This window comes from SAR86 cluster bacterium, assembly GCA_029268615.1.
Taxonomy (GTDB): Bacteria; Pseudomonadota; Gammaproteobacteria; order Magnimaribacterales; family Magnimaribacteraceae; genus JAQWNM01.
Window position 1 is genome coordinate 240,883 of sequence record JAQWNM010000010.1, and the last position, 25,181, is coordinate 266,063.

Annotated in this window: 29 protein-coding genes and 1 tRNA gene; 7 read left to right on the forward strand and 23 right to left on the reverse strand. The window is 34.0% G+C overall.

What is annotated here, in order from left to right; all coding sequences use genetic code 11:
• Window positions 1-14 precede the first annotated feature (14 nt).
• Window positions 15-614 carry a hypothetical protein gene (locus P8J93_05675; protein MDG2061284.1) on the forward strand — a complete coding sequence of 200 codons (600 nt, stop codon included), beginning with the start codon at window positions 15-17 and terminating at the stop codon, window positions 612-614.
• On the opposite strand, the gene P8J93_05680 is transcribed toward P8J93_05675, so the two are convergent.
• Together P8J93_05680 and P8J93_05685 are read right to left on the reverse strand one after the other, a co-directional pair.
• Window positions 611-2,593 (reverse strand): DUF3604 domain-containing protein, encoded by a 1,983-nt coding sequence (locus P8J93_05680; GenBank protein ID MDG2061285.1) that lies wholly within the window; start codon window positions 2,591-2,593, stop codon window positions 611-613. The two genes, P8J93_05675 and P8J93_05680, sit on opposite strands and share 4 nt — an antisense overlap.
• Window positions 2,594-2,595: 2 nt before the next feature.
• Window positions 2,596-3,921: a DsbA family protein gene (locus tag P8J93_05685; protein ID MDG2061286.1), complete on the reverse strand. Its 1,326-nt coding sequence runs from the start codon at window positions 3,919-3,921 to the stop codon at window positions 2,596-2,598.
• A 284-nt stretch (window positions 3,922-4,205) separates the two neighbouring features.
• On the opposite strand from P8J93_05685, the gene P8J93_05690 reads away from it, so the two are divergent.
• Genes P8J93_05690 through P8J93_05700 form a run of 3 tightly spaced genes read left to right on the forward strand, consistent with a single transcriptional unit; the run spans window position 4,206 to window position 6,646 of the window.
• Window positions 4,206-5,177 carry a hypothetical protein gene (locus tag P8J93_05690; protein ID MDG2061287.1) on the forward strand — a complete coding sequence of 324 codons (972 nt, stop codon included), beginning with the start codon at window positions 4,206-4,208 and terminating at the stop codon, window positions 5,175-5,177.
• A 6-nt stretch (window positions 5,178-5,183) separates the two neighbouring features.
• Window positions 5,184-5,717 (forward strand): CDP-alcohol phosphatidyltransferase family protein, encoded by a 534-nt coding sequence (locus P8J93_05695; protein MDG2061288.1) that lies wholly within the window; start codon window positions 5,184-5,186, stop codon window positions 5,715-5,717.
• On the forward strand, window positions 5,714-6,646 hold the full coding sequence (locus P8J93_05700) for an NAD(P)H-binding protein (GenBank protein MDG2061289.1): 933 nt from the start codon (window positions 5,714-5,716) through the stop codon (window positions 6,644-6,646). Before P8J93_05695 ends, P8J93_05700 begins: the two co-directional genes overlap by 4 nt.
• A gap of 3 nt (window positions 6,647-6,649) precedes the next feature.
• On the opposite strand, the gene P8J93_05705 is transcribed toward P8J93_05700, so the two are convergent.
• The 17 genes from P8J93_05705 to P8J93_05785 all read right to left on the reverse strand — a co-directional run bounded on the left by P8J93_05705 (window position 6,650) and on the right by P8J93_05785 (window position 18,558).
• Complete coding sequence (locus P8J93_05705; protein MDG2061290.1) at window positions 6,650-7,198, reverse strand: hypothetical protein; 549 nt, start codon at window positions 7,196-7,198, stop codon at window positions 6,650-6,652.
• A gap of 54 nt (window positions 7,199-7,252) precedes the next feature.
• Window positions 7,253-7,657 carry a nitroreductase/quinone reductase family protein gene (locus P8J93_05710; GenBank protein MDG2061291.1) on the reverse strand — a complete coding sequence of 135 codons (405 nt, stop codon included), beginning with the start codon at window positions 7,655-7,657 and terminating at the stop codon, window positions 7,253-7,255.
• A 103-nt stretch (window positions 7,658-7,760) separates the two neighbouring features.
• On the reverse strand, window positions 7,761-8,174 hold the full coding sequence (locus tag P8J93_05715; GenBank protein ID MDG2061292.1) for a hypothetical protein: 414 nt from the start codon (window positions 8,172-8,174) through the stop codon (window positions 7,761-7,763).
• The gene (locus tag P8J93_05720) at window positions 8,171-8,596 is read right to left on the reverse strand and encodes a hypothetical protein (protein ID MDG2061293.1); all 426 of its coding nucleotides are present in this window, start codon (window positions 8,594-8,596) and stop codon (window positions 8,171-8,173) included. Before P8J93_05720 ends, P8J93_05715 begins: the two co-directional genes overlap by 4 nt.
• Before the next feature lie 36 nt (window positions 8,597-8,632).
• Entirely contained in the window at window positions 8,633-9,004 is a 372-nt protein-coding gene (locus P8J93_05725; protein ID MDG2061294.1) for a limonene-1,2-epoxide hydrolase family protein, read from the reverse strand.
• A 114-nt stretch (window positions 9,005-9,118) separates the two neighbouring features.
• Window positions 9,119-9,838 (reverse strand): Crp/Fnr family transcriptional regulator, encoded by a 720-nt coding sequence (locus P8J93_05730; protein MDG2061295.1) that lies wholly within the window; start codon window positions 9,836-9,838, stop codon window positions 9,119-9,121.
• A 9-nt stretch (window positions 9,839-9,847) separates the two neighbouring features.
• Entirely contained in the window at window positions 9,848-10,027 is a 180-nt protein-coding gene (locus tag P8J93_05735) for a hypothetical protein (GenBank protein ID MDG2061296.1), read from the reverse strand.
• 104 nt (window positions 10,028-10,131) lie between these two features.
• A complete protein-coding gene (locus tag P8J93_05740; GenBank protein ID MDG2061297.1) occupies window positions 10,132-10,521 on the reverse strand; it encodes a Rieske 2Fe-2S domain-containing protein in 390 nt (129 codons plus the stop codon).
• A 213-nt stretch (window positions 10,522-10,734) separates the two neighbouring features.
• A tRNA-Ile gene (locus tag P8J93_05745) sits at window positions 10,735-10,811 on the reverse strand.
• Between the two features lie 101 nt (window positions 10,812-10,912).
• A complete protein-coding gene (gene pssA / locus P8J93_05750; protein MDG2061298.1) occupies window positions 10,913-11,704 on the reverse strand; it encodes a CDP-diacylglycerol--serine O-phosphatidyltransferase in 792 nt (263 codons plus the stop codon).
• Window positions 11,705-11,712: 8 nt separating this feature from the next.
• On the reverse strand, window positions 11,713-12,744 hold the full coding sequence (gene ilvC, locus P8J93_05755) for a ketol-acid reductoisomerase (GenBank protein ID MDG2061299.1): 1,032 nt from the start codon (window positions 12,742-12,744) through the stop codon (window positions 11,713-11,715).
• A 16-nt stretch (window positions 12,745-12,760) separates the two neighbouring features.
• Entirely contained in the window at window positions 12,761-13,246 is a 486-nt protein-coding gene (ilvN, locus tag P8J93_05760; GenBank protein MDG2061300.1) for an acetolactate synthase small subunit, read from the reverse strand.
• The gene (locus P8J93_05765) at window positions 13,234-14,985 is read right to left on the reverse strand and encodes an acetolactate synthase 3 large subunit (protein ID MDG2061301.1); all 1,752 of its coding nucleotides are present in this window, start codon (window positions 14,983-14,985) and stop codon (window positions 13,234-13,236) included. The genes ilvN and P8J93_05765 overlap by 13 nt, the downstream gene beginning before the upstream one ends.
• A 106-nt stretch (window positions 14,986-15,091) precedes the next feature.
• Window positions 15,092-16,036: a hypothetical protein gene (locus P8J93_05770; protein MDG2061302.1), complete on the reverse strand. Its 945-nt coding sequence runs from the start codon at window positions 16,034-16,036 to the stop codon at window positions 15,092-15,094.
• Window positions 16,036-16,902, reverse strand: coding sequence for an NAD(P)-dependent oxidoreductase (locus P8J93_05775; GenBank protein ID MDG2061303.1), 867 nt, complete (start codon window positions 16,900-16,902; stop codon window positions 16,036-16,038). The genes P8J93_05770 and P8J93_05775 overlap by 1 nt, the downstream gene beginning before the upstream one ends.
• A 7-nt stretch (window positions 16,903-16,909) precedes the next feature.
• Window positions 16,910-17,551 carry a peptidoglycan editing factor PgeF gene (gene pgeF / locus P8J93_05780; GenBank protein MDG2061304.1) on the reverse strand — a complete coding sequence of 214 codons (642 nt, stop codon included), beginning with the start codon at window positions 17,549-17,551 and terminating at the stop codon, window positions 16,910-16,912.
• Window positions 17,552-17,613: 62 nt separating this feature from the next.
• Window positions 17,614-18,558 (reverse strand): RluA family pseudouridine synthase, encoded by a 945-nt coding sequence (locus P8J93_05785; GenBank protein MDG2061305.1) that lies wholly within the window; start codon window positions 18,556-18,558, stop codon window positions 17,614-17,616.
• A 131-nt stretch (window positions 18,559-18,689) separates the two neighbouring features.
• Between P8J93_05785 and P8J93_05790 the strand changes: the two genes are divergently transcribed.
• Window positions 18,690-19,532: an outer membrane protein assembly factor BamD gene (locus P8J93_05790; protein MDG2061306.1), complete on the forward strand. Its 843-nt coding sequence runs from the start codon at window positions 18,690-18,692 to the stop codon at window positions 19,530-19,532.
• Window positions 19,533-19,740: 208 nt separating this feature from the next.
• Here P8J93_05790 and P8J93_05795 read toward each other — a convergent pair whose 3' ends face one another.
• From P8J93_05795 to P8J93_05805, 3 genes are read right to left on the reverse strand one after another with little or no spacing between them, the layout of a single operon-like run.
• Window positions 19,741-22,059, reverse strand: coding sequence for a DUF5916 domain-containing protein (locus tag P8J93_05795; protein ID MDG2061307.1), 2,319 nt, complete (start codon window positions 22,057-22,059; stop codon window positions 19,741-19,743).
• Window positions 22,056-22,496: a DUF4399 domain-containing protein gene (locus tag P8J93_05800; GenBank protein MDG2061308.1), complete on the reverse strand. Its 441-nt coding sequence runs from the start codon at window positions 22,494-22,496 to the stop codon at window positions 22,056-22,058. Before P8J93_05800 ends, P8J93_05795 begins: the two co-directional genes overlap by 4 nt.
• Window positions 22,477-22,944, reverse strand: coding sequence for a flavin reductase family protein (locus P8J93_05805; GenBank protein MDG2061309.1), 468 nt, complete (start codon window positions 22,942-22,944; stop codon window positions 22,477-22,479). Before P8J93_05805 ends, P8J93_05800 begins: the two co-directional genes overlap by 20 nt.
• A gap of 91 nt (window positions 22,945-23,035) precedes the next feature.
• On the opposite strand from P8J93_05805, the gene rsmD reads away from it, so the two are divergent.
• Window positions 23,036-23,608, forward strand: a complete 573-nt coding sequence (rsmD, locus tag P8J93_05810; GenBank protein ID MDG2061310.1) for a 16S rRNA (guanine(966)-N(2))-methyltransferase RsmD — start codon at window positions 23,036-23,038, stop codon at window positions 23,606-23,608.
• Window positions 23,605-23,832 (forward strand): hypothetical protein, encoded by a 228-nt coding sequence (locus tag P8J93_05815; GenBank protein MDG2061311.1) that lies wholly within the window; start codon window positions 23,605-23,607, stop codon window positions 23,830-23,832. The genes rsmD and P8J93_05815 overlap by 4 nt, the downstream gene beginning before the upstream one ends.
• Before the next feature lie 2 nt (window positions 23,833-23,834).
• Here the strand turns inward: P8J93_05815 and rho are convergent, their stop codons facing one another.
• The gene (gene rho / locus P8J93_05820) at window positions 23,835-25,094 is read right to left on the reverse strand and encodes a transcription termination factor Rho (protein MDG2061312.1); all 1,260 of its coding nucleotides are present in this window, start codon (window positions 25,092-25,094) and stop codon (window positions 23,835-23,837) included.
• Window positions 25,095-25,181: the final 87 nt, after the last annotated feature.

Here is a 25,181-nt window from a genome sequence, read left to right on the forward strand (position 1 = left end):
AGTATTATTTAATTATGACTTTTGAAGAAGCTCGAGTGATATTCATTGTATACACTAGCGCATCTATTCCTTTGATTATATTATTGAGATACAAATCCTCTCTTCCTTCATGGGTGCCATTTATTTATATAAGTGCTTTTTTAGTTTGCGCTCTAGGTTGGGAGATCTGGTTCACTTATGGATTGATTGATGGAGACTCAGTAATCATCAGAAGATCTCCTTCAATTAATACCTGGATCCCCATTCATGTTAATTGGATTTTGAATTCACTTGCAGATGCTGGAACAGTTTGTTTGGGTGGCCTCTGGTTAATGTGGAGGTTTACGGGAAAAAATCTACTCATATTTCATCAATGGCATTGGCGTGGTTTCTTTATCTTGCTCATTTGGTGTATTGCACAAAATTTATTTGTTGAGCTTTTTCTTTATCACGACCAACTTGCGATAGGAAAAGATCTGTCTTGGGCTCCACTTATCCCAACTGGGAATTTCTTTAATCCCCAACTATTTGAATTTCAAGGTAGAGTCGTGATGTTTCAGACCCAAATACCTTGGATAATGCTTCCTGCGGTGTTATATAAATCAGTTATATATATCTCAGCAAGATCTGACTAAAGTCCTCTTTGATACCATACAGGAGAAGACCAAGCTCTTTCTTGCATAGTTGAAGGTATATCAGATCTAGGCATTTTCCCGTTTCTAATAGCATCCCAAGTTGACCATCGACAAACGGGATTTTCAAGAACTCTAGAATAATAAAAAGCTTCTTGATCTTTTAGAAATTCAGGATCCTGCCAGAAATTTTTTAATTCTCGAGCGCCAGAATCAGCACTGATTGAACAATCTCTAAGATCAACACTGGCTCCGTTATCAGGACATCGATTAGTTTCTTTATCAACTATTAATCCGTCGGAACAAGCAACATCATATACTTTCTCTTTATGTTCTCCGTCCTCTAACCATCCTTTAATAATCTGAATTCTTTGTAATGGTGCTCCGAGAGGATCAGAAATCGCCCAAACAAGAAATGTAGGATTTTTACTACCCTCTAGATTAAGCGTTCCACCCATTGGAATACTCTTGGCATACGCATCTTCTATAAGAGTAAGGTCATCTAAATTAGAATTTTCTAAGTCATAGCCTGCAAAAAATCTTACCTTGATTCTTGGACCGCTTGTTGCGAATGTTTCTTTGCGTCTAAAAGCATCATAAATTGCTTCACGAGTATTTTCTTCCGCCCACACTCCTGCAAGACCAGATGCTGACCAATGGATCAGACGTTTACTAATAGACAAATAATTTCTTCCATCGATTTTTTCGAGGGCGTTCGGTCTGAATACTCTTAAAAAAGCCCCATAGAATCTATTAAAGGGAATTGACCCTCTTAGTTCTGCTGTGCCATCTAAAAGACCAATTTTAGAAAAATATACTTCTTCATTATCAGAACCGCCCCCAACATGAGTATCACTTGATCCTATCAAACCAAATTTATATGGGTTGGTTAAACCTTTTTCTGACAAGGTCAAGCCTCGCAAGTAAGCATCTCTTACATAACTACCTTTTAAATTACTAATAATCTCTTCACCTTCATGACCTGTTTTTGCTTCAAAAGCTGCCCATTCATCATTTTTAGAGAGCAAAGGGTGGGTCTCTGAAGTTCCTTTAACTTGTGTTATCTCTGTTAATGGTTCGTTAAGTGCGCGTTTCTTTGCATAAGCTTCATCAATTGGACCACCAGTATAATCATTCAACGAAAAAGTAGCCCCACCTGAAATATTGGAGTTATGAGGTATGGCTAAACTCTCAACTCCATTATTTCTCAACCTATCCATCCAGTCCCATAATTTTTCTGGATCTTGACTATCTAATCTAGAAAAAAGTCTAGCCGGTAAGCTTTTGGTATCACGAAAAATGACATTCCTATGTAAATATTTTTCGTATAAATCAATACTAGATGTATATTCATACCCAGCAAAAGTAGTAAAAATTCCAGGTATATAAGCATCATCAGCTGCTTTTATAGTCTCTTGCCAAACAGTACGGCTGACTTCTTCAACTAATGATTTATCGATAGTGCCTTTTTCTAGACCATCATTAACTGCACGTCCAAAAGGTCGAAAAAGATTACTTCTTTGCATAATTGAGAGAAAGCTACTACTAACTGAATCATTAAGATTATGGAAAGGTTTGGCTATGTCATAGCGGGAAAATTCAGAGCTTGTATCAGCTGACTCCTTAAGCAACCCCAAAAACACTGCATGATCTGTGACAGCATAAAAATCCAATGGTCTACTCAGTTGTATTTGATATCCGGTAGGATGAGGAATTGCCTGACCCTGAGCATATCGGTAAGCATCCGCAGGAGAGCTAATTGTTCCAAAAGTATAAGCATCAAAAGAATTAGCAGTGTGAACATGCAAATCTCCAAAATATGCATTCTTGTTTGGGTTGGGTGCAAATCTTAGTTCGATAATTTTTTTATCTTCAGTTGGTTTAATTGAAGACGCTGATGCTAATTCCTCTGATGAAGTATCTACTTCCGAACAAGCAACCATCATAATAATAAATAAAAAAGTAAGATTCCAAATTTTCATAATCAATTCTTTTTTAAACGATCAGCAATTTCTTCCTTTAGTAGCCATATTCTATCTTGACCCCAAACATAAAAAGGATTGCTATCATCGGCGTCAGTGACTTTAAAACTTGGCACCCCCCAACAATTCCCTGAATACATATCTTCTAAATTATCATTCAAAATCTTTTTCCAATGTTTTGTATTCAGGTCTTTCTTTATTTGCAACCAATCCAGTCCTAACTGAGTAACTAGATTCTCTAGATAACTTTCTTCTCCTATATTAATCCCATCTTGAAAAGAAGATTTTAGTAACGCATCTATATAATCAAACCCCTTTCCAGTTTCATCGATAATTGGAAACAAAGAATAAGCTTTTCTTGCTGGTTTACCAATGGGCGAATAAATTGATTTCATTTCACACCCATACTTTCTTCCTTCACGGGCTGCATCCGAAATAATGTATTTTGCCTTAGCACCTATAATTATCATTTTGCGCATCAACATCGGCAAAACGGGTTTAGTTATTAAATTAATTGGATAATCTTCTCGCATTTCTTTCACTCTTTTAGAGCCAACAAAGGTATAGGGGCTATTAAGCGAAGGATAGAAATAAAGATTAACCTTTTTTTCTGCGGTGAGTTTAGTCGGAGCTTTTAATTTTATCGGACAGATAGATTCATTATTAGAGTTATTCTTTACTCCTAGCTCTGTGAGTCTTTCTTCTAAGTATTGCAAACGATCTACCCCCCAATAAAGTTCTTTTTCATAATAAAATGCTGAACCAAAGTAATAACCTTTTTCATTTCTTATTTTATTTCCACTAATTAACTTAGCTGTGACTTCATCGTCGGCGGCTTGATACTTTAAATACAAATCATTCAAAACTTCATGATCTCCTTTCCATATAGCAAAACTAATAGTTTTTGCAATCTCCCCGAAACTTGTATCATCCACCGCTGCAAGGATTGAATTTGCTTTATCTACTAATTCTTTTGATGGATAAGCATCTGCAGAGAATTCAGTGCCGTAAAATGGAGCAATCTTTTTAACGTCCTCTAAACAATATCTATTGTAGAGTGAAGGTTCATGAACTGTCTCAGGATTTTCTTCCCCAACCAAAACTGGCTTAAAAATAACATCGTAAGATGATTTAAACTTATCGATACATTGAATAGTGAGATGGGAGTATGGGTCGTCTACTTTATGAAAATACAGTACTTCATGAGGCCTCTCTTCTTGTAACCTTAAAGCTTCAACTTTTGTACGGGTTTCTTCAAAAATTGTACTACTGGAAAAGATATTCATTGCACGATTCCTGATGTCGGAACTAATTGTGCGTCTGGACATAAAATTTTTAAATGCTTTAATCATACTTAAATTTAAATTTTTGATTTTCTGATAATTCTTATGAAGACACCTATCTTTTTAGATAAAATAACATAAAACAATCTAATGATGATCTGGAAAAATTAAAATTTGTCAAAATAAGGTTTATCATATTTATGAAGGCTCTTTCAAAAAACTATACTAATAAACTTATCAAGTTTAATTTGAAATTAATATTATTTACCAATAAATAAAGTATCCTACAAGCCCATAAAGACTTCAACTTCCTTATATAGGAGAAAAAATTGAGTACTTCTGAGAGCAATACTATAAATAAACCTAAGAAAACTAATCGGATAGGAAAGATAATACTATTAGGAATAACAGCTGTTTGTTTCTATTACATATATTATCGATTAAATGGAGCAGCTTTAAGAGAAGACCTATCTTTAATCCAATACCTATTAATCGTTTTTTCTGCAGTAAATTGGATACCATGGATTCTAATGATGACGGCTTATTGTCTGTTGTATTTTGCCTTAGACACTCTAATAATAACCAGAGCACTTAATTGGTTTATCCAAGACATCAAATACACAGATATTATGCCTATTCGCGCAAGTGCTTACATCATCTCCATGTTTAATGAACAGATAGGAAAAGGTGCTATGGCTTATTACCTAAATAGACGAGATCAAGTGCCTGGATGGGAAGTAGCCTCTCTAATGTTATTTATAATGTTTTGTGAAATATTCTATTTGTTGGTTTGGGCCACTATAGGATTTGCAATAGGAGGCAAAGACTTACCTGTAGTTTTTGGACTTATAAAATATATTGCCATAGGTGGTGCTTTTTTCTTTACTTTTTGGGTATTTTTCTTTCGTGGACCACTATTTCAAAATAATAAAATTAGAAATTTAGAAATTTTCCATGCTTTCAGGCTAGCAAAACTTAAGCATTACGGAGCTTTTTTCTTATTGAGATCGCCTCTGTTACTTGCCGCAGTATTTGTTTATTCAACAGCTCTTGGCTTCTTTGGTGTTGAAGTATCTTCTATAGCCTTACTTCCACTTCTTCCAATAATATTTTTTGCTGCAACAGTGCCTACTCCTATGCGTGCAGCAGCTATTACTTCTTGGATAATACTTTTCCCTGAAAATGAAGGTCAAATGGCTGCTTTTGGATTCTTACAGCATAATTTCTTCATTCTATTTAATGCCGTAATTGGCTTGATGTTCTTACCTAGAGCAAATAGAGATTTATTTGGAAACAAATAAAATTAAGTGAAAAACTTTCTTACTCTAGCCAATTCCTTAAGTATATTTAGATTGGTCATTGCACCAATCTTAGTTTGGATGATTCTTTCTAACAGATGGGCAGCTGCTAGTATGTTTTTAATATTAGCTATCTTCAGCGATATATTGGATGGGCGTATAGCAAGAAAGAAAAAACAAGAGAGTGCTTTTGGAGGTTTATTGGATCATTCTTGCGATGCTTTTTTAGTAGTTATTTTATTATTTGCTTTAAATAACACGCATAACATCCCAATACTTCTTCCGTTACTGGTAATTGTTTCTTTTTCTCAGTATGTCTTAGACTCCAAAGCATTGAGTGGACATAAATTACGGACAAGTTTTTTAGGCCGCTCTAATGGTGTGGCTTACTATATTTTAGTTAGTATTTGCATCTTCTCAGAAGGGTTAGGAATTGATCTTCCTTACAGCTTATTTATTGCTTGTGCCTGGATTCTGATTACATCGACCATAATCTCAATATCTGAAAGATTATGGACCTTGCTAAACAAATTAAAGAAATGAAAGAGAGAATACTAATAACGGGTGCTAATGGTAATTTAGGAAAAAAATTCTTATTATCTAAAAGTAATTTAGACATTTGTGCTTTAGTGAGATCTAAGAATGCTGAAAATGATTTGAAGATTTTAGTTAAAGACAATGACATAAAAAATGTAGAAATAGTTAGATGTAATTATCTGGACTTAAAAATAATGGAGAAGTTAGTTAGCTCTTGCGATTATGTACTCCATTTAGTGGGAATTATTAAAGAAAGTAGAAATAATAATTTTGATTTAGTACATAAAAAAACTACGAAAATTCTAGTTAATGCAGTTAAAGGAAGTAAAGTAAAAAAAATATGTTATATCAGCATAGTCGGTGCTAATCAGGAATCAAAAAATAATTGTTTTTCTTCTAGAGGAGTGGCAGAGAGACTTTTTCTAAATTCTGAAATACCATGTTTAGTGATTCAGGCGCCAATGGTTCTAGGAGAGAATGATTATGCCAGTATTGCCTTAAAAAAAAGTGCTCTTTCCAAGTTTAATTTTACTTTTCGAAAATCCAGTTTGGAGCAACCTATTTATGCAGGAGATATTATTGAGGCTTTAAAAATAGATATAAGAAAAAGTTTAAACGAAAAATCTTCTCCGACCGGAATTAAAATTCTTGCAGGTCCTACTTCATTAACAAGGGAGCAATTAGTTGAGAAAACTGCTAAATTATTAGGAGTTAAAATAAAAGTTATTTCTCTACCCTTTTTTCTTGGGTATTTGCTGGCAGGGACTTTTGAAATGTTATCTTCACGTCCTCCTGTAAGTAGGGCTATGTTGGGAGTTTTAGATCATGACGATAACGTAGAACCATTATCTGCGAGCAGAGAACTTGAAATTGAACTAACTCCTCTGGATTTAATGTTAGAAAAGACCGTTAAGTCTTTAGAGGAATCAAATTAGAATTTAATCGTTTCTTGGCTCTAGCTCAAAAATCCACAAATCTCCAGAATCAATATTTTCTTGAGAAACAGGAAAACCTCCGGCGTATTTACGACTGAGCTCTGACAACACATCACTTAAGATCTTGCCCTCTTCGATCCTAACCATATTTCTTTTGTACAGTTTACCGTCAACCCTCAAAAGTGCTCTACCATCTTCTTCTGCTTCCATTGGCCAGTGTTTCCATATTTTTCCTAGAGTGCTATTCATATACCCTGAAGGTATAAAAATTCTTCCTCCTGTTTCCATAATAAAAGTAGCACGAGACCGAGGAGGATCCAATAACTGAAATTTAACTACGGGATAATCTTTTAAGAAACTCCAATCAGGCTCTTCGCCTAGTTGCAACTCCCCTGTTTTAAAAGGTCCTGCAGTAATCATTTCTAAAGGAGGTCCATTGCCTATTGGACCATCACTGAATCTAGCAACAACAAATAGAGAAATCACAACCAAGACAATTAGAGCGGCAAAACCTCCAACTAATTTAATTAAAAAGAGAAAAAAACGTTTCATAGGTCTAATACTGTCATAAAAAATTATCTATTAAAAGTAAGCTGAAAATTAATTCTATTCTTTAATTTCCAAACGAAGAAAATACCTAGGAGGAAACCCTGTAAGTAATCTAAAAGATAATGAATGAGCATGCTCCTTGATAAGTTTAGCGTGCTCCTTACCTTCAACTGGAATGGCTAAATAAAGATTTTTTTTTCCTTTATACAATACCTCTACATTTGGATTGGACTTAGCCTGCCTATACCATGCACGAGGCCAATGATTTGCTGAAACATAAAGCTTTCCGTCATTATTCACAGCTGAAAGTACTCTGTCTTTTGATTGATTATTATCTAAAGTAGTTATAACTAGAGTATTTGTATTTGTAGGTTGAGAATAGCCTAACCAAGACTCAAACACTACAACTAAACTAATATAACAAAGGGCTAAGCTTATAAAAGTTATTCTTAAAATCTTCATATTAAATTTATCTACTAACTTTAACTTGTATTGAAGAGCCTGGAAAGGCTTGAACAAAATCTCTATGATTTATTTCTGTACGTCGATATTAAAATTTTTTGCACTAATCTGTGAACTGATCTTTAGATCGCCATAAAGCTATCATCGGAATACAAAAAATTAAAGCCGAAATAAAAGCTGCAGTTAAATTATTATCCTTTAATATATTCCAAACAAACATTGCTATAACAATTTGAGCAGCATAAATACTTGCCCATGGCCACATCCAAGTTTTCATTTGCCAAAAACCATAAGCACCCAAACCATAAATTAACCAATGTAAAGGCTCTGTAGCCTTCGCCCACCAACCTATCAGGGTGAAACCAAACCAAATTTCTTCATCTTCTGCTACTGGTTTTAAGAATAAATCAAAAGGTAAGTAGATAAAAGTCATATACAAGCAAAAATAAAATAACAATGACATCCACCAACTTCTTTTTTTCCAATCTTGTCTCAATAAATTCATTAAATTTTTCATATTTTCTCTAGTCTCACTGGAATACCACTGCAGTTCTCTTTAGTTGTTGCGTTAAAGGTAAGCATTTCCAAAACCTTATCTGAGAGTCCGTACTTTTCTCTTCTCAAACTGTGATAAAAATCATGAGCCTCCCTGTCAGTAAAAGCTAAAAACTTACCTTCTTTCCCTTCTCTAATAATAGAAAGTTCAGGATCACTATTTAATTGTTGTATCCAGTATGTCTTGCTATCTCCATGTTCAATCCATGATTGATTATCTGAGTCTACAACCCAAACTCTAATATTTTTATTACTACCATCAGCTTCTGGTCTAATTAGAGTTATCACCTCCCCACCTAGTTCAGAGAAGCCGAACATTAAAACTCCATAAACAATCACAGCACTTATTAAAACAACAACTATTTTTAAAAAGGGATTTTTCATAAAGTAATTTAAGCCTTTAAAGTATTTCTAAGGATCTCAAGCCATAGCTTCAAAGTAAGTATTACTATCAAAATAATCTCGCCAGACTTTAATTTTCCCATCTTGCATTTCAAACACTCCAACACAAGGAAGATCCACAGCCTTGTCACCTGCCTGGGTACGATCAAGCCGCTCTACTATTACCAATTCACCTGCTGAAGCTATTGATAGAATATCCCAAGTGGTTTCGGTCCAAGGTTGAATAAAACCGGTTATAAATTGCCTTACATTTTCTTTACCCTTGACTGGCTCCATAGGTATATTGTGATAAACACCATCTTTAGAAAAAAAATCTGCCAATTTATCTGCATTTAACTCAGACCAAGAAGAGATAAATTCTCTAATAATTTCTTCATTTTTCTCTAACATATAAATTCCTTCCTCCTAATACTTATTTTAAAGAAACCAATAATTAATTTCTACCTTGAGAGAGATTCACTGACCGTATGAAGGAATAGTAAATCTATATGGTCTAAAATTTTTTTATTTTAAGGAACTTCTTTGAAAAAGTGTTTTTTTGTCATTTATTGTGCATTCTTTATTGCCAAAATTTACAAGTCCTTCTTTATTTAACTTAGTTATCACTCTACTTAAACTTTCTGGTCTCATTTGAAGTAATTTTGCTATTTCAGCTTTAGTTACAGGTACAGGAAACTGATAACTTGATTTGACTTCCAATTTGAGCTTTGAGCTTACAATAAATATCCAAGTAATAAGTCGTTGTTCTGAGTTACCTTTTGTAAGACTTTGAGCCCATCTTAGTTGTTTAGATAATTGACCGCTGATGGCTTTGCTAATGTGCAAAGCTAATTGAGATTCTCTACAAGCAAAGGTTTCCAAATTATGATAATTAATTAAACAAAGATCAGAATCCTCTGTAGAAACTGCAAAGTGAGAGTATCTTTTAAAGGAAATACAATCCAAAGCTAGAAATTCTCCTGGAAAGAATAGACCCTCTATTAATTCTTCACCGTCTTTATCCAGACTGAAAGTTTTTACGCATCCTGACCGAATTGTATAAATTGATTGAAATTCATCTCCTTGTCTGTACACCAATTTTCCTTTAACAAAAGAAGTTTGTTGGGCTAGATCAGAAGCAATTTTTTGAACAAAAGGTTCTTGCAGTGAAGGTAGTAACGATTTAGGAATGCATATATCACGATATTGACAAACTCTACATAGAGCTAAGTTATTTTTAGCCACACTTCTATTCTATTTGTTTAATTTTGATTCTACTACTTTAATATTAGCATACAGAGTCTCAATTTCTTCTCCATCTCCTGTCCAAAAACAAAGACCATCTTCATCTTCTAGCTTGGAAAGTTGTTGTTTCAACATTTTAAGTTCTTTTCTTAAAGAGTCCTTTGTTTTATCTTTATCCATAAATCTCATTGAGGTACAAAGATAAACCCATTAAAAATATTCATAAAATCATGCAAGTAAGAAAGATTCAACCTAATTCTATTAGCGTTTGAAGTTCTGCCTTACTCCAAATTTTAGTCATTACCTTTTTCTTTCTTTTTCAAACTTGACCACCAAACGTAGACAAAACCATTGGTTTCCTTGGTTTTAAAGGAGTGACAAATAAGCCAAGGATAATCATTTAAGAGGAAGGTAGAGGTCCCTTTTAATCGCCCATTTTTATCCCAAAACATACGATGATTCGGACACACTAAATAGTCATTTTCTATCTTGCCGACTGCCATATCTTCCCCCATAAAAGGGCAGAACCTCTCCAAGGCAACAACACTACCTTTGCTGGTACGCCACAAACATAATGAAGTTATAAAGTCTGGACGAGAAAGGCCATAGGGTCGATCCTTCGTGACTTCTATTGAAGTTGCTACTTTATTCCAGCCTTCATAGGATAACTGATTAGGATTCATCTTCTTTAAAAGAAAGTTTCAGTCAAATAAGCAGTTGCAGAATTTTGAAATCTACTCTTATCTAAGCTGATTAGAATTGTATCAGCCTTTCTTTGTTTTAACTTATTCATTAGAGACTTCTAAATCTTACATGAAAGAAAACAAAGGTAATTGATCTAGATCAATTCTTGTAAATATTAATACAAAGGAAACTAAATTAAAATTTAATTAAGTTGGTGGGTCTGGGAAGACTCGAACTTCCGACCTCACCCTTATCAGGGGTGCGCTCTAACCAACTGAGCTACAGACCCGTTTATTGACGGGGTGCGCATTTTAACTTTTATCTTAGAAAGATTAAAGTTAAGACTTTGATACAAGATACTTATTTATTTAAAAAATTTGAAAAACTATTTTAGTTCCGTATAGCTTTTAATAAGTAAATAATTGGCCCAGAAATCACATAAGTGGAAGCGCATACCACTAAAACAATGGGTGGATCTATGGAGATTAAGGCAATTATGAAGACAGCAAAAAGAATAGCAAAAAAAGGCACTCTATTCCTTAGATTGATATCTTTAAAACTATAGTAAGGCACATTAACCACCATAAGCATCGTAACTAGCCCAGTTAAAGAAGCAGTCAAAATTGCTAAGGAAAAAGAAACTGTCTCCTGTTGAATGCCAGAAGCACTAAGTGTCCACACAAAATAAACAATAAAAGCTGCTGCTACTGGACTTGGTAAACCAGAAAAGAATTTTGAATCCGTTAATTCTATTTCTACATTAAACCTTGCCAGTCTAAGCGCTGTAGCTGCTAAATAAAGAAAAGATATCACCCAACCCACTCTACCTAATTCTTCAAGGCCCCATAAGAACACCATAATGGCAGGTGCTATTCCAAAGGATATCACATCACACAGACTATCATATTGAGCACCAAAAGGACTTTCTGCATTAGTTAATCTAGCAACCCTTCCATCTAAACCATCAAAAATTTGTGCAGCAAATATGGCCATCCCTGCGAGAATAAAATTACTTTCTATAGATGCAATTATCGCAAAGAAACCCGAAAATAAAGAAGCTGTTGTAAATAGGTTAGGCAATAAGAAGATACCTTTTCTTTTAACTCTTTTGCCTGCCTCGGAGACTATTTCTTCATGTTCATCATAAAGAGGAGGTATAGAATCTTTTGTTTCTTTGGACACTTAAATTTTTAATTCTTTGTTTTATCAACAAGTTTATTTTTAGAAATCCAAGGCATCATACCTCTAAGTTCTCCTCCGATCTTTTCAATAGAGTGCTCGTTGGAAATCTTTCTGAATTCCTTCATCTTAGGACCGCCAGAGCCGTCATTACTTGCTTTGCAGTCATTAACAAACTCATTAGCAAACTTTCCATTTTGTATATTGATCAGGATCTCCTTCATGGCTTTTTTAGTTTCTTCAGTGATGACTTTCGGACCACTCGTATAATCTCCAAATTCAGCTGTATTTGAAATGCTATAACGCATATTCTCCAAGCCGCCTTCGTAAATCAAATCAACTATCAGCTTTACCTCATGTAAGCATTCAAAATAAGCCATTTCAGGCGGATAACCCGCTTCTGTAAGAGTTTCATATCCTGCTTGGATTAAAGAGGTAAGTCCTCCACAAAGAACGGCTTGTTCTCCAAATAAATCTGTCTCTGTTTCATCTCTAAAATTAGTCTCTATGATGCCCGCTCTTCCAGCTCCAATAGCGGCCGCATAAGACAAGCCTATTTCTTTTGCTTTTCCTGAAATATCTTTGTAAATAGCAATCAAAGAGGGTACTCCGGCATCTTCCAAATATTGAGAACGAACAGTATGGCCAGGCCCCTTAGGAGCTATCATAATTACGTCTAGATCCTCCCTTGGCACTATCATTTTATAATGTATGTTAAAGCCGTGGGCAAAAGCTAACACAGAGCCGTGCTTTATATACTTATTAATCTCAGAACTATAAGTTTCTGATTGAAATTCATCTGGCATTAAAATCATAACCATATCAGCCTCTTTGACAGATTCTTTGACTTCAAATACCTTAAAGCCAGCAGCTTCTGCCTTACTCCATGAAGATGAATCTTTTTTAAGTCCAATAGATACGTCTACACCTGAATCCTTTAAATTATTTGCGTGTGCATGACCCTGAGAGCCATAACCTACGATAGTAACTTTTAATCCTTTAATTAATTCTAAATTTGCATCTTTGTCATAATAAATCTTCATATATTTCCTCTTTTCTTTAACCCCTTACACTAAATATCTTTTCATCTGAGGATATCCCAGAGACTCCTGTTCTTACTACTTCTAAAAGAGGACAATTCTTTAATTTGAGAATTATTTTATCTACTTCAGCGGAAGTTCCAACAAATTCAGCGACTAATAATTTATTCTCTTCTGAAAGAATAGAACAATTAAGTTTCTTTAAAAGATTTTTATTTCTTTTGCTGATGGCTACTTTAATCAACAGTAATTCTCTGTCTATTAAATTAATCCCCGTTAGATCTTTAACTTTTACTACATCTATTAGTTTATTTACCTGTTTAATTATTTGCCTCACAACTCTTTCTTCTTCTTGAGTTGTCATAGTTAACCTAGATACCGTTGGATCCGAAGTAGGAGCAACTATCAAAGAATCAATGTTATACCCTCTTTGTGAGAACAATCCTACAACTCTAGATAAAGCACCTGCCTGATTCTCCATCAATAAAGATATTACTTTTTGCATGACCCTGTTTTTCTTGTCTTATCTAAATGCATATCTGCCAAAGACATTGAAGCTTCTAACATAGGATAAACATGCTCTTCAGGGTCTACATCAATATCTAAAAAAACTAATTTTGTCTTCATTTTAAAACACTGCTTCATAGCTTTCTTGAGATCTTTATAATGAGTAACTTTTATTCCTACGTGACCATAAGATTCTGCTAATTTTATAAAATCTGGTAAAGAATCTTCATAAGTACTGTGTGATAATCTTCCATCGTACTGCATATCTTGCCATTGTTTTACCATTCCCAGGGCTGCATTATTAACATTGATTATTTTTATAGGTAGTCCATATTGAAGACACGTAGATAATTCTTGAATACACATCTGAATACTCCCTTCTCCAGTAACGCATGCAACTATGTCATCAGGGAAGGCAAATTGAACACCCATAGCTGCTGGAAGGCCAAATCCCATAGTGCCTAATCCTCCAGAATTAATCCACCTTCTTGGTTTATCAAATTTATAGTACTGAGCAGCAAACATTTGATGCTGGCCAACATCGGATGTAACAAATGCATCCCCTTTAGTTTCTTTATATAAAGCCTGTATTACCTGTTGTGGTAATATTTTCTTTCCTTTAGGTCTCTTATCTATTAAATCATGATCCAAGCCGTAATCTTTTTTCCACCCCTTAATCTTTTTGTGCCAAGGACCTATCTTATCTTTCTCTATTAGATGTTTTTTCTTAATTAAACCTTCATAAATACTCTTCAACACAGATTTTGTTGATCCCACTATAGGAACATCTATGTCTATAATTTTATCAATTGATGCCGGATCAATGTCAATGTGGATCTTTTTTGATTCCAAAGAAAATTTCTTTGGATTATTAGTAATCCGATCATCAAACCTTGCCCCAACTGCAAATATAAGGTCACTTTCATGCATCGCCATATTTGCTTCATAAGTTCCATGCATTCCAAGCATTCCTAAAAATCTATTCTCATTTGCAGGATAAGCTCCTAAGCCCATTAAAGTACTTGTTACAGGGAAATCTAATAATTTAGCAACTTTTATTAACTCCTTTGAAGCATTAGCATTAATCACACCACCTCCAGAATAAATAACTGGCCGTTTTGCTTGTAGTAATAATTTAATAGCTCTTTTTATCTGACCTGGATGCCCATCTTCTTTAGGTTTATAGGATCTAATAGAAATATTCTTTTTGTATTTATAGGAAACTCGATGCTCTGCATCGGTTAGATCTTTTGGAATATCTACAACAACAGGTCCAGGCCTCCCAGAAGTAGCAATATAAAAAGCCTTACTTATAATATCAGGTATATCTTCGGCTCTTTGTACTAAAAAGTTATGCTTTACTACAGGTCTTGATATTCCAATCATGTCTGTTTCTTGAAAAGCGTCAGTTCCAATTAAAGGGGCTTTTACCTGGCCTGAAATAATCACTAAAGGAATGGAATCCATAAAGGCCGTAGCTATTCCAGTAATTGCATTGGTTGCGCCTGGTCCGGAGGTCACAAGAGCAACTCCAGGTTTGCCTGAAGCTCTCGCATACCCATCTGCTGCATGAACTGCAGCTTGCTCGTGTCGCACTAAAATATGTTTTATGTCTTTTTGCTGAAATAAAGCATCATAAATAAATAAAGCCGCTCCTCCTGGGTAACCAAACAGAAGATCTGTACCTGCATCGCGTAAAGAAAGCATTAAAGCTTCTGCGCCTGAAACGTTTTTTATTGCCACTTTATTGAATATTTATAATTTTTAGCTCTACCTTAGAAGAAGTCGAAGGATTGTGACATCCAAAAAACCTAAGTCAAGAAATAGAGTTTCAATATTTTAATTACCTTTGGGGTATTTTACTAAATGAAAACATAAAATCTTTATCCCTTTTTATCACTATATTGGCAATCTTGGGGACTTCTTTGAAAATATGATGAGTTAATCTTTCATAATGCATAACAAATCTATTTACTTCCTTCTTTGTCATAATTTTACTTAAATCTTTTGGATCTGATAAATTCTTAGCTAAAGTTTGCTCTTGCAACCACCTACTATCAAATACAGTCTGCATATCTGGCACTTCAATCATAATAAGAATATCAAACAAAGAAAATAAATCTTGGTATTGATTTTTTAAGGCATTATTGCTCCATTTCCACCAAATTCCTTCCGGATCCTCTTCCTTTTCTAAAATATTAATTGGTCCTTTCCAAGAATTATCTTTTTCTGGTGGAACACCTCCACACCAAGCATCAAAAAAAATAAAATCTGGTCTTCCCCTAAATACTGGCCAATCCTTTTTAGGTTTTCTTCTATCTTGAGGTTTTGAAAAAGATGGTATCAAAGTCTGAGTCTCTGAATCTGCATTAAATAATTCTTCTATGGTATCAATTCCTAATTGGATATCATGAGTACCGGGAACTCCTCTTACTTTACATAATTTATGGATCGTTTCAGACATGTTTAATCTTTCTTCATAAGTCTTATAAATATCATCAATTGAAAATCCAACAGAGTTCTTATTTTTATAAGCGCCCAAAGCAATTTGTACAAGTTCAGATAGAGTAGTTTTTCCTGAACCTTGCCCTCCAGAAAAACAAACTTTAAGAGGCATTTCTGAACTACTTCTCTCAGAAAGATAAGCTGCCAATGGACAAACAATGTCTAATAGAAAATTACTTCCAAAGATTTCAATAGATTTATCGATGCAATGAGCTTGTAAGAGCTCATGTGAGCTATCAAATATTTCTTTAGAAACTGAATCTTCTATCATAGTAAATTTCATTACTTCTTAAGTCTTCTTAACAGGCTTGAGGTGTCCCATGCTCCTCCTCCCATATTCTGAATATCCTCATAGAATGAATCTACAAGTGAAGTTACTTCCAATGAAAGGTTATTCTTTTGGGCTTCTTTAATCGCTATAGATAAATCTTTTCTCATAAGATCAACTGCAAAACCATGATCGTAAAAATCCTTGGTCATGCTTTCGGCCCTGTTATCCATCTGCCATGACTGTGCTGCGCCCTTAGAGATAACTTCAATGACATCTTTACTATCTAGTTCTACTTTTTCTGTAAAATTTAAGCCCTCTGCTAAACCTTGAATGAGACCCGCTAAGCAAATTTGATTTACCATCTTTGTTAATTGACCTGAACCTGGTCCGCCCATAAGTTTTGAAAATTTTGAATAGCAATCTATCACAGACATTATCTCTGTATAAACTTCTATTTCTCCTCCCAACATCACAGTTAAAGTGCCATTCTTAGCTCCTACTTCACCTCCTGAAACTGGCGCATCCATAAAGTGAATTCCCTTCTTTTTAGACTCATGAAACATTTCTTGAGCTAAACCTGCTGATGTAGTCGTATGATCAACTATGATGGAACCTCTTTTCATTGATTGAAGAAGCCCTATTTCTCCTAGTAAAGTGGTTCTAACATCTTCATCTCTACCAAGGCATAAAAAAACTGCTTCCTGTCCTTCTCCAGCTTTCAGAACAGACTCAGCTACATTGCCACCAAACTTCTGATTCCATTCATTTGATTTTAGTTTTGTCCTATTAAAGACTGTGGTTTCAAAATTAGCTAACTGAATATGAGATGCCATATGAAATCCCATAGTTCCTAAGCCAATAAATGCAATTTTTTTCATGTTGAGTTTAATTTATCCATACTATAGTTTGCATTCTCTTTGATGTCTTATCTCGTCTATAAGAATAGAATAAATTATCTTCCGTGTAAGTACATAAATTGCTCTGATTAACTTTAACCCCTTTTCTTTGCATTACTTTTAGAGCGGCATTCCTTAAGTCAAATTTCCATTTATCTTTTGCTTTTAAAGGAAAAAAGAATTTATCTAGATTCTTATTATTAAATTGTTCCAATACATCTTTACTAACTTCAAAATTCTCAATAGAGATGCAAGGAGCAAACCATGCAGACAATTCACTATGTTTATTTTTAAATAGCTTTAGGGTTGAATCAATAACACCATTTGCCAAGCCTCTCCAACCAACATGAATAGCTGCTATCTCACTAGCATCATTGCTAGCTAGTATTATTGGAAGACAATCAGCTGATGAAACTGCCAGCGCTAATTTCTTACTTTGGGTATAAATAGCATCCGCATTTAAGAACTTATTTAAATCGCTTCTACTTACTTCCAATGCTTCATTTCCATGAATTTGGTTCATGCATATTATAGGTACTGCAATTAGATCTTCTAAAGCTGAAATAACTAACTTATTCGATGTTGAAGTATGTTTGAATGTTAAGTTTTGATCAAAAATCTTATTGGTCATAAAAGAGAAAACACTCGGATGAAATATTTTTTCTGGAATTATAAATAAATTGAGTTTATCTCTTATTTCTTTTCTAAACATTCGATTAATTTTGTGAAGTCTTTAGGTAAACCTGTTTTATATTTCTTTAGATCTCCACTTATTGGATGCCGAAATGATAAAGACTGAGCATGTAATGCTTGTCTCTTGAAATTTTCTATAAACTTTCTTTGTTCATCAGTAGTATTAGGAGCTAAACGCTTCCTATTTCCATATACTCCATCTCCCACAATGGGCATCTTTTTATAAGCAAAGTGAACCCTTATCTGATGAGTTCTTCCTGTCTTTAAATATGCATTAAGAAGAGTATAGCCATCTAATCTTTTTACAATCTTATACTCAGTGACAGCAAATTTTCCAGAATGAATCACTGCCTGTTTTGTTCTTAGTTTGGGATGCCTCCCTATTGGTTCATCTATGGTTCCTGCAGAAATTGGACTACCGACAACAAGAGCGAGATACTCACGTTGTACAGTTCTATTTTTTAATTGTTTAACTAAATTTAAAAAAGAAGATTCAGTTTTGGCAACTACCATAATTCCAGAGGTATCTTTGTCTAGTCTATGAACTATCCCTGCTCTAGGCAAAAGTGCTAGGTTTTTGTCATAATTTAAGAGCGCATTCAGTAAGGTTCCATTTCTGTTGCCCGCTCCAGGATGCACTACTAAACCAGATGGCTTATCAAGAATTAAGATAGCCTCATCTTCTGCGATAATAGAAAGAGGTATCTTTTCTGGTTTATCTTGACTTAAGATTTCTTCCTTAGCACTCAATTCAATAATATCCCCTTCTTTTAAAATAGTTTTTGGCTTAACTTTAAGTTCATTAAGTAATAATGATCCGCCCAGAATCCATTTCTTTATATGATTTCTAGAATATTCAGGGCATAGTTTTGCCATAGCTGAATCTAATCTTATTCCTGAGTTTTCAGAGCCTACTGATAAAGATAATTTAATTGTTTTAGTCATTGAGTAAATATTTATTTAAATCTTAAATCATATTTGTATGAATCCAGAGGTATTTTTACTGTCAATGAAGGTTAACCATATGTAGAATTCTTATTATTATCATGCAGTTTAAAAATCTAACACTTAATCCAATGCATAAAAAATCAGAATTTATTATTTATCTAATTTCTATTTCTCTTGTGCTTTTAAATATAGGGTGTTCGTCGACTGAGGAAGGACCTGATGAAAGGTTATTAGAAAAAGAACTATATGATCAAGCGCAAGACCGGTTGAGTAATGAAAACTTTGCAACCGCGATAATAAGCTTAGAGACTCTTGAAGCAAGATTTCCATTTGGAAGATATGCTGAACAAGCTCAAGCAGAATTAATTTACGCTTATTATCGTAACTACCAGTATGAAGCGGCAAATTCCGCAGCTGAAAGATTTGCAAACCTTCATCCAAGACATCCTCATACAGATTATGCCTATTATTTAAGAGGGTTAGCAGCTTTTACAAATGATTCAGGTTTATTATCAAGATATATGAATACTGATTTATCAAAAAGAGATGTGACCCAAGCTCAAATTTCTTTCGATAATCTAAGCGAATTCATTTCTAGATTTCCAAAGAGTGAATATGTTGAACATGCAACTCAAAGAATGATTTATTTAAAGAATCTTTTAGCTCAACATGAGATTAATGTTGCAGAGTATTATTTAGAAAGAAGAGCATATATTGCAGCAGTTGGTAGGGCTAAATATGTGCTTGAACACTTGCCTAAAACACCGCAAACTCCTGAAGCCCTTAATATATTAATGATCGGCTACCGAGAATTAGGTCAACAAGATTTATCAGATATAAATAAGGAAATATTAGAATTTAATTATCCAGATTACAACATTATATCTAACTCATCTAGAGTCTCTTCAAGATCATGGTTAAACACTTTATCCTTTGGATTATTCGGAGAAAAATCTATACCTAGACCTTAGAGTAAAAGACTATGTTTCAAATATTCATCATTGCCTTAATAATGATCGCGATTTTTTGGATGAATAAAATTCTAAAAAACGAAAAAAAAATAAGCAAAGATCCGCATGTTATGGTCAAGTGCAAGACCTGCAATCTAAATATTATTCAATTGGATGCAGTTAACTCAGAAGGATTCTGGTATTGTTCTAAGGAACATTTGCCCAAGAATTAAAATCTGTATCTAAGTTTAATAGTAAAGCTATCTGTTGTTGGTTCATCCCAAGGTCGTTGATAAATCTTACCAAGATTGTCCTCTTCATCTTCTGCTTCAACTCTGCCTCCTTTCGTGTAAACAACGAAAAGATATGCTAGAGGTAAGATCTCATACCTATAACGCACTTGAAACGAAACATCGGAAAGAGTGAAAGAAGATATATCAATATCAGTCTTATCCAATTGACCTTTTATATCAGCTATGTATGCTTGAGGATTCCTAGCAGTAAAAGCAACAAACTGACTCTTTAATCTCAGTTCGTGCTTATTACCTCTAAACCAAGTTAAATTTATAGAAGTTACTCTCTTGTTCCTCTTGTAAGTTGCCAGAAGATCTCTCTCTATCCAGTTTAACCATTCTTTTTCTTTATGATTCGCATAACCTAAAGAAAAAACTAAATTCTCCATTGGAAAAAACCTAGCAAACCCTTTATAGCCATAACTTTTATTTAAGCTTGGGCTGTATTCAGAACCTTTTCCTGAATAGACAACAAAACCATATGCCCAAAAATCACTTCTGGGTCCTTCAAATTCTATCTTAGATCCATATCCTTGAGGCATTTCTACGTAAGGAGCAAACTTATAGCCATCAGTAATAATATTGTCTTTACCTTTCGTTCTATAAAATAGCTCTAACTCTAAGCCAGCGGTACTTTTAAAGATGTTCTGAAATTCAAAAGCTAATTTTGCGGGTTCTCTATCTCCGCTCAAATTACTATCAGCCGAAAACATAAGAGTATATTCTCTCTTTAGAGTAGCTGAATCTGGACTAAAGTTAGTTTGCCTAAATTGCGTTCTACCACCAAAAAGCATCCAGTCATTTCTTCCTAGATATCCCATATCATTTAGATTTAGATCTTCATCAAAATAATAAAAACCTAAGTAATTTGATCTATCTTTATTAGGCATATGGTTCATGCCTAACCTCAATCCTAATCCCTCTTCACCGTTGACCAAAGAATTCAAAAAAATACCATAAAGTCTTAATTCAGGAGAATACTTGTAATCAAAATCCACTGTATGGACAGAAGCAGTTCTGTCAAATATAGGACTTTCTACATATGTTCCCAAGTATCCAACTTTGAAATTCTTATAAGAATTTCTAATTCTAGCTGCATAAAAATCTTTACCTTGGCTATAATCTTCATCAGCCTCAAAAGCTCCTAAAAAACCAATCTCAGTATTATTAGCTTGTTGAGTATAACGAACAGCTAAATCTATATCATTGCTGCCATTTTCTTGTGAAGTAAGATCGCAGAGGTTTTGCAATTCTTCTGAATACTCCTCACAATTATAATCAGGAGTGCCGCCAATTCTTCGAGTATTAATAACATAAAAAAATCTATAACCTGAAACGTCAAACATAGATTGATTTTCAGCAAAGAAAGGCCTTTTATCTGCATAATAAGTCTCTATATTAGAGAAATTTACTACTACATCATCACTTTCAACCTGACCAAAGTCAGGGTTAATAGCAATATTTAATTGCTTGCCAGAATCTATTTTCCAAAAGAATTCTGCACCTGCCTTTGAAGTATTATCTTCCTCTAACCTGTCATTATTTAGGGTAAGATAAGGAAAAAAATCTTTCTTGCTTGCACCAAAATTTTTAAACACATAATCATTCAATAAAGATATAAAAGGATTCCTAGTAGGATTTGACTTAACAGTTGCGTAAACTTTACCTTCAGCCATGGACTGTCGAAAGAAACCTAATTTTACTTTTCTAAAGTCCCCTTTCTGAATCTTCATTGGAGCAACGGACCATGGAATAAACATCTCACAATACCAAACATTTTCTTCTTGGCTTGTTGCCGCCTCCCAATCTGCATCCCAATCAGGTTTTTGATTGTTCTCATTGGTAAAAACAACATCTCTCATAGAGCCGCCCAACGAAACTGAAAACTCATATGCGACACTCGAGTCAGCATTATAATCAATAATAAAACCCACCCTATCTGCATTAGTCTGCCAAGCATCTCTTTCATGCAGGTTTGCTCTCATAGTTTTCGTTGGCTGATAAGCTCTATAACCTAAGTAAATTCCTCTTTCATCTTCATAAACTAAAACTTCAGTTTTATATAAAGGATCTGAAAGTGTAAAAGGCAAGATTTGTCTAAACGCATCTATCCTGTTTGCATCTTTCCACTCCAAGTCAGATAAATTACCATCTATCTCTATTGATTGAATTAAATTAGAAATAGATATCAAGCCTATAAAACAAAGCTTCTTGAGTATTCTTATTTTAAACACCCTGAAAGAATTAGGATTCATTTGATAATTATAGAAATTTCTTTGGATATAATTGGAGGTAAATGAGGAATATGATATTTATCTCCAAGCAACAATTGTAACTTATGATTACCTGGGGAAAGTTCCAATAAGACTTCTGTTTGCCCTCCCCCAAAATGTATATGATTAGAATCAGATATTATCGGCTCATCTAAAGGCGGTAATTCTTCAACATCCACTAAAAGATGATGATGCCCTGTCCCAGATATGTCTACTCCGGCTGGAGCAACACCCATGCCTCTAAGTCCAAATTTAACCCTAATTGGGCTTTCAAGTATTTGTCCTTCTTTAGGTTGAATAAAATATAGTTCAGCTCCTTCTGAAGATAAAGACCTGTCAGAAGATGCATATGCATTAAACGAGATTAAGCATATAAAAAAAGAAATTAAATAGTGGTTATTAATTTTTATATTTTCCATCTAAATAAATTAATGGTTTTTTTACATTGCTATCAACTATTTTAAAAACTTTACCTATAAAAATTGTATGTGATGATTGCTCTATCAACTCATAGCATTTACAAAATATATTAGCTTGAGCATCTGATAAATAAGGCACTCCGTCATCTTCGGACCAATTCCCACTTTCAAACCTGACTTCTCCTTCTTCTTTACCGCTACAAATTTCTGCTAGATCTTGCTGTTTAGAAGTTAAAATATTAATGCAAAAACTTGAATCAATGCCTAACAAATTATGGATGGAAGAACTTTTGTTAACACAAATGAGCATACAGGGTGGATCGATAGAAAGAGAGGTGACCGCAGATGCTGTCATAGCTTGTCTATTGGACGAATTCTGAGAAGAAATGACATTAACTGTAGATGCAAATCCTCTCATAACTTCGATAAAATTTTCCTGGATAGTCATGAAGGGTAGCAAAATATCATGGATTCAATTTTGAAGCTAGATAATTGAGAAATTATCTCAATACCTTAAACTCCTATATAAATATATCTGTATGAAAATAAGTAAATTAAAAATTATAGGGGGAACAAATAAAGGGAGAGTGATTTCTTTTAATCCATCTAAATCTCTTAGGCCTACAAGTCATAAAACTAGGGAGACACTTTTCAATTGGTTAGCTATTTATATAGATGATTCTAAATGCCTAGATTTATTTTCTGGGACAGGTGCTCTTGGAATTGAAGCTCTTTCAAGGAATGCAAAATCTGTTACTTTTATAGAAAATAAGAAACTACACTATATAAAATTAAAAGAGAATATAGATTTAATGAGTTACAGCAAAAAGTCTAAAATTATTTTTGAAAATACTTTTGATTGGCTAGAGAAGTTAAATAAACAAAAACTAGATTCTGATATAGTCTTTATTGACCCTCCATTTGGAGAGAAGAAAATCCAAAAAGTATATGGAATACTTGAAAAGAAATCTCTTTTAAAAAATGACACTGTTATATACGTAGAAGCAGAAAAAGAATTAAATATAATGGATATCTGCTCAAACTGGACTGAACTGAAAACAAAGATCAGCGGGGAAACAAAATTTAGTTTATTTTTAAAGAAAAAAGAATGAGAAAAGCACTAATAGTATTTATTTTTTCAATAATTGGTGCCCTTATGCTAGAACAATTTAATTTCATTGAAGAAGGAATTATTTTTCTAGAAATGAAAAAAGAGATTAATTTAGAAAATATCTTTTTTACCTTTACAGGAATCACAATAGGATTTTTCTTAATGTTGTTTTTAGTTCTGATACAAAGAATTTCTGCTAAATTGAGAAGCTCGAATGAAGATTGAAATTACTTTCTCTTCATAGACTCAAAGAACTCATTATTTGTCTTAAAATCTTTTAGTTTATCGATAACCCACTCCATTGCTGAAGTGTCTTCCATTTCATTTAATAGTTTCCTTAAAATAGTTATATGCCTCAACTCTTCTTCAGAAGTTAACAAGTCTTCTCTCCTAGTTCCTGTTCTTCGTATATTTATAGCAGGAAAAACTCTCTTTTCTGCTATTTTTCTATCAAGATGAATTTCTGAATTGCCAGTACCTTTAAACTCTTCAAAAATTACTTCGTCCATTCTGGAGCCAGTGTCTATTAAAGCAGTAGCAATTATAGTTAAACTACCACCACCTTCTATATTCCTTGCAGCTCCAAAAAAACGCTTTGGTTTTTCCAAGGCATTTGCATCCACTCCGCCTGTTAAAATTTTTCCAGAAGCTGCTTGAGTAGAGTTATATGCTCTAGCTAATCTAGTTAAGGAGTCCAAAAGAATAACCACATCTTGATTGTGTTCAACTAGTCTTCTCGCTTTATTTATGACCATTTCAGCTACTTGAACATGTCTAGATGGAGGTTCATCAAATGTACTTGCCACTACTTCTCCTGAAACTGATCTAGACATCTCTGTAACCTCTTCTGGCCTTTCATCTACAAGTAAAACGATAATTTTACACTCTGGACTATTTTTAGAAATTGCATGCGCCATACTTTGCAACAAAAGTGTTTTACCTGCTTTCGGTGGAGAAACTATTAAAGATCTCTGACCTTTACCTGTAGGTGCTGTTAAGTCTATAACTCGAGCTGAAAGGTCTTCTGTGCTTCCAGTCCCAGCCTCTAGTATAATTCTTTGGTCTGGAAATAAAGGTGTTAGATTCTCAAATGAGACTTTATTTTTAGATTTATCAACATCTTCAAGATTTATAAGATCTACTTTTAAAAGGGCAAAATATCTTTCACCATCTTTTGGAGCTCTTATTTTTCCTTGAATAGTATCTCCAGTTCTGAGACTAAAACGTCTAATCTGACTTGGAGATACATAAATATCATCCGGTCCAGCTAAATAAGAGGAATCTGGAGAACGTAAGAACCCAAAACCATCCTGAAGGATTTCTAATACACCACCTCCTTCTATGTCTTCACCCTCTTTTGCTTTTTTCTTTAGAATGCTAAAGATCACATCTTGTCGTTTAGAACGAGCAGCGTTCTGAACTCCTAATTGTTCAGCTAGGCTTACGAGGTCTTCTACTGGAGATTTTTTAAGTTCTGATAGATCCATATCTAGATAGTTTTTGAAAAATTTTCGAATTAAAACAGAGTTAACGGGTGTCTTTGATGAAAGACTAGATTCAATCTAACATCAGAT

Coding starts and splice junctions, on each gene's coding strand:
- P8J93_05675 (MDG2061284.1), top strand. CDS start 15: ATGACTTTTGAAGAAGCTCGAGTGATATTCATTGTATACACTAGCGCA.
- P8J93_05680 (MDG2061285.1), bottom strand. CDS start 2,593: ATGAAAATTTGGAATCTTACTTTTTTATTTATTATTATGATGGTTGCT.
- P8J93_05685 (MDG2061286.1), bottom strand. CDS start 3,921: ATGTCCAGACGCACAATTAGTTCCGACATCAGGAATCGTGCAATGAAT.
- P8J93_05700 (MDG2061289.1), top strand. CDS start 5,714: ATGAAAGAGAGAATACTAATAACGGGTGCTAATGGTAATTTAGGAAAA.
- P8J93_05705 (MDG2061290.1), bottom strand. CDS start 7,198: ATGAAACGTTTTTTTCTCTTTTTAATTAAATTAGTTGGAGGTTTTGCC.
- P8J93_05710 (MDG2061291.1), bottom strand. CDS start 7,657: ATGAAGATTTTAAGAATAACTTTTATAAGCTTAGCCCTTTGTTATATT.
- P8J93_05715 (MDG2061292.1), bottom strand. CDS start 8,174: ATGAAAAATTTAATGAATTTATTGAGACAAGATTGGAAAAAAAGAAGT.
- P8J93_05720 (MDG2061293.1), bottom strand. CDS start 8,596: ATGAAAAATCCCTTTTTAAAAATAGTTGTTGTTTTAATAAGTGCTGTG.
- P8J93_05725 (MDG2061294.1), bottom strand. CDS start 9,004: ATGTTAGAGAAAAATGAAGAAATTATTAGAGAATTTATCTCTTCTTGG.
- P8J93_05735 (MDG2061296.1), bottom strand. CDS start 10,027: ATGAGATTTATGGATAAAGATAAAACAAAGGACTCTTTAAGAAAAGAA.
- P8J93_05740 (MDG2061297.1), bottom strand. CDS start 10,521: ATGAATCCTAATCAGTTATCCTATGAAGGCTGGAATAAAGTAGCAACT.
- ilvC (MDG2061299.1), bottom strand. CDS start 12,744: ATGAAGATTTATTATGACAAAGATGCAAATTTAGAATTAATTAAAGGA.
- ilvN (MDG2061300.1), bottom strand. CDS start 13,246: ATGCAAAAAGTAATATCTTTATTGATGGAGAATCAGGCAGGTGCTTTA.
- P8J93_05770 (MDG2061302.1), bottom strand. CDS start 16,036: ATGAAATTTACTATGATAGAAGATTCAGTTTCTAAAGAAATATTTGAT.
- P8J93_05775 (MDG2061303.1), bottom strand. CDS start 16,902: ATGAAAAAAATTGCATTTATTGGCTTAGGAACTATGGGATTTCATATG.
- pgeF (MDG2061304.1), bottom strand. CDS start 17,551: ATGACCAATAAGATTTTTGATCAAAACTTAACATTCAAACATACTTCA.
- P8J93_05785 (MDG2061305.1), bottom strand. CDS start 18,558: ATGACTAAAACAATTAAATTATCTTTATCAGTAGGCTCTGAAAACTCA.
- P8J93_05790 (MDG2061306.1), top strand. CDS start 18,690: ATGCATAAAAAATCAGAATTTATTATTTATCTAATTTCTATTTCTCTT.
- P8J93_05795 (MDG2061307.1), bottom strand. CDS start 22,059: ATGAATCCTAATTCTTTCAGGGTGTTTAAAATAAGAATACTCAAGAAG.
- P8J93_05800 (MDG2061308.1), bottom strand. CDS start 22,496: ATGGAAAATATAAAAATTAATAACCACTATTTAATTTCTTTTTTTATA.
- P8J93_05805 (MDG2061309.1), bottom strand. CDS start 22,944: ATGACTATCCAGGAAAATTTTATCGAAGTTATGAGAGGATTTGCATCT.
- rsmD (MDG2061310.1), top strand. CDS start 23,036: ATGAAAATAAGTAAATTAAAAATTATAGGGGGAACAAATAAAGGGAGA.
- P8J93_05815 (MDG2061311.1), top strand. CDS start 23,605: ATGAGAAAAGCACTAATAGTATTTATTTTTTCAATAATTGGTGCCCTT.
- rho (MDG2061312.1), bottom strand. CDS start 25,094: ATGGATCTATCAGAACTTAAAAAATCTCCAGTAGAAGACCTCGTAAGC.